The sequence below is a fragment of the Nonomuraea sp. K271 genome, from assembly GCF_009908215.1.
Taxonomy (GTDB): Bacteria; Actinomycetota; Actinomycetes; order Streptosporangiales; family Streptosporangiaceae; genus Nonomuraea; species Nonomuraea longispora.
The window spans coordinates 1-3,131 of the sequence record NZ_JAAAHR010000329.1 but is presented as its reverse complement, the minus strand read 5'-3'; the positions used below and the strand labels follow the sequence as shown (position 1 = coordinate 3,131).

Here is a 3,131-nt window from a genome sequence, read left to right as displayed (position 1 = left end):
CGCAACCCCCACCCCGCCCGACAAGCGTGACAAGCGGCTACGTATGATCGGTTTTCTCCCCACCGTGATCTCGTGGGGAGGCCACGTTGCCGCTGCGCGCACTGCTGCTGTTGCTCCTGCTGCCGGCCACCGGATGCGGCACACCGCCGGTCACCGTCCCACCGGTCACTTCACCGGTCACCACCCCTCCCAGCACGTCCAGCGTGCCGGCCCCTGCGGAGCCACGGGCCCGCGCGACCGTGCAGGTGCCGCACGCGGCGTCCGGCAGGTACGCCGTCGTACGCGGCGGCGCACCCCCGAGGCCGGGACCCGGCACGGTCGTACGCTACCTGGTCGAGGTGGAGCGCGGCCTGCCGTTCGACCCCCGTACGTTCGCCTCTGACGTGCACCGCACGCTCAACGACGAGCGGGGCTGGGGGCGTTTCCGGCGGGTCGACCATCCACCGGTGCGGGTGCGGGTCGCCCTGTCCAGCCCTCGCCTCACCCGCCGCCAGTGCCTGCCGCTGCGCACCGGAGGCAAGCTCTCCTGCTGGAACGGCACCCGCTCGGTCATCAACGCCCTGCGCTGGGCGAAGGGCGTCCCGCAGTACGACGGCCGGCTGAGTGACTACCGGCACTACCTGATCAGCCATGAGGTCGGGCACGCGCTCGGGCACGGCCACCGCCCCTGCCCTGGCCGCGGCCGCCTGGCTCCGGTGATGGCGCAGCAGTCCAAGTCACTGGGGCGCTGCCGGCCCAATCCGTGGCCCTTTCCGGGTCGCAATTCTCGCGAAAGACATCAGACTGAAGATCGGAGACGCTGAGGGAAGGAATCGAATGATCAAAATCGGCGCCGGCCGGGTACGCGGGTCTGAGCGGGACGGCATCTCGGTCTTCAAGGGCATACCGTTCGCGAAGACCCCGTTCGGGCCGCTGCGCTTCGCCGCGCCCGCGCCGCCCGACCCGTGGGACGGCGTGCTGGACGCCGTACGGTTCGGCCCGCGGCCGCCGCAGCCGCCCATGATGCCCGGCCTGCCCGCGTGGAGCCCGGACCAAGGGCTCGACTGCCTCACCGTGAACGTCTGGACGCCCGACCCCGGCGGCTCAGGCCTGCCCGTGATGGTGTGGATCTATGGGGGCGCGTACCGCTCCGGCTGCGCCGACCTGCCCGTCTACGACGGCGGGACGCTCGCGGGCCACGGCGCGGTCGTGGTCACGTTCAACCACCGGGTCGGCATGGAGGGGTACGGCCACGTTCCCGGCGCTCCGGACAATCGTGGCCTGCTGGACGCGGTGGCCGCGCTGCGCTGGGTGCGGGAGAACATCGCGGCATTCGGCGGCGACCCGGGCAACGTCACGGTGTTCGGCGAGTCGGCGGGCGCGGGCGCCGTCGCGTGCCTGATGGCGATGCCGCTGGCGGACGGCCTGTTCAGGCGGGCCATCGCACAGAGCGTGCCGGGCATGTTCTTCACGCCGGCTCACGCCGCCCGCGTCACGGAGTCGATCGTGAGCAGGACAGGGGGCGCTTCCCCGTACGACACCCCCGCGGAGGTGCTCGTGGCGGCGGCGGAGGCGCTCGCCACCGAAGAGATACCCGGCAGACCACGCGAATGGGGACCGATCGCGTTCGCCCCGCTCGCGTTCGCGCCCGTGGTGGACGGCGAGGTGCTGCCCGACACGCCGTGGAACGCCCTGGCCGCCGGCGCGAGCCGCGACGTCGAGCTGATCACGGGCTACAACCGGGACGAGTACCGGATGTTCCACGTCATGGGCGGCGGGCGCTTCGACGACGTCGGGCGGGCCATGCGCATCCTGGCGCCCGCCGGGGCCGAGCGCGCCTACCGCGAGGCGTACCCGGAGGCGTCCGACGAGGACCTGTACGTGATGGTGTTGTCGGACTGGATGTTCCGGATGCCGAGCACCCTGCTGGCCGACGCGCACACGGGCACGACCTTCGCCTACGAACTGACCTGGTCGCCCACGCCGGTGTTCCGCGCCTGCCACGGCCTGGACGTGCCGCTCACCTTTGGCGCGCTCGACGACGAGCTGGCGCAGATGCTGGCCGGCGAGTCGCCCGACCTGCCGAAGCTGTCCGACCAGTTCCGCACGGCCTGGACGGCGTTCGCCGCCACCGGGGAGCCGGGCTGGCCGCGCTACGACACGGGGACCGCCACGACGCACCTCTTCGACGTCGAACCCGCCAACGTGAACGATCCGGAGGCGCCCTCGCGCGCTCTCTGGTCGGCGACGGACTTCTCCCCGATCGGCTGATCCGGCCTCTGGCCCAGCGGCGGGGCGCCGTGGTGGGCGGGGCGATCGCACCGAGGAACTATCGCGATATATCGTAGGTTGGAAACACCGGGGACTCCCGCCGGGTTGAGCGGGACGGACTGATTTTCCAGGGGAGTGTGCGATGGCACGAAAGCGGACGGCACGGCGCGTCCTCGCGGGTGGTGTGGCCCTCGCCGCGGCCGGCTGGGCACTGCGCGACCTGCCCGCCGAGCTGGGTGTGCGGCCACTGACGTCGGGGCCCGACCGGGAGGCGAGGGTACGACGTTCGCCGCAGTTCAGGGACGGCGCGTTCGTCAATCCGGCGCCCGAGACGTCGCTGGCCAGGCCACCCGCGAGCCTGCTCGGCGACCTGGCCAAGGACCGGGAGCAGCGCCGTCCCGGCGGCATCGTCCCGCTGCGCGTCCCGCCGTCCGGCCCGCCGCCCGCGGACGGCGTTCGGGCCGTCTGGTACGGCCACGCCTCCACGCTGGTCGAGATCGAGGGCAGGCGGGTGCTGTTCGACCCGGTGTGGAGCAGGCGGGCCTCCCCTTCGCGCCTCGTCGGCCCGAAGCGGCACCATCCGGTGCCCGTGGAGCTGGGCGAGCTGCCGCAGGTCGACGCGATCGCCATCTCCCACGACCACTACGACCACCTCGACCTGGCCACGGTGCGCACGCTGACGCGGACGCAGAAGGCGCCGTTCCTGGTGCCGCTGGGCATCGGCGCGCACCTGGAGCGGTGGGGCGTGCCCGCGTTCCGGATCATCGAGCTCGACTGGGACGAGGAGGCCGAGGTGGCGGGGCTGCGCTTCGTCGCCACGGCGGCCCGCCACTTCTCGGGCCGCACGTTCACCCGCAACGACACGCTCTGGGGCTCCTGGG

Annotated in this window: 3 protein-coding genes; all 3 read left to right on the top strand. The window is 72.7% G+C overall.

Going from position 1 to position 3,131, the window contains the following annotated elements; genetic code table 11:
- Positions 1–86: 86 nt before the first annotated feature.
- Entirely contained in the window at positions 87–803 is a 717-nt protein-coding gene (locus tag GUY59_RS46505) for a DUF3152 domain-containing protein (protein ID WP_161715118.1), read from the top strand.
- A gap of 13 nt (positions 804–816) precedes the next feature.
- A complete protein-coding gene (locus GUY59_RS46500; protein WP_138205831.1) occupies positions 817–2,250 on the top strand; it encodes a carboxylesterase/lipase family protein in 1,434 nt (477 codons plus the stop codon).
- Positions 2,251–2,392: 142 nt separating this feature from the next.
- On the top strand, positions 2,393–3,131 hold a 739-nt coding region (locus GUY59_RS46495; RefSeq protein ID WP_161715117.1), incomplete at its 3' end, for an MBL fold metallo-hydrolase.

Coding starts and splice junctions, on each gene's coding strand:
- GUY59_RS46500 (WP_138205831.1), top strand. CDS start 817: ATGATCAAAATCGGCGCCGGCCGGGTACGCGGGTCTGAGCGGGACGGC.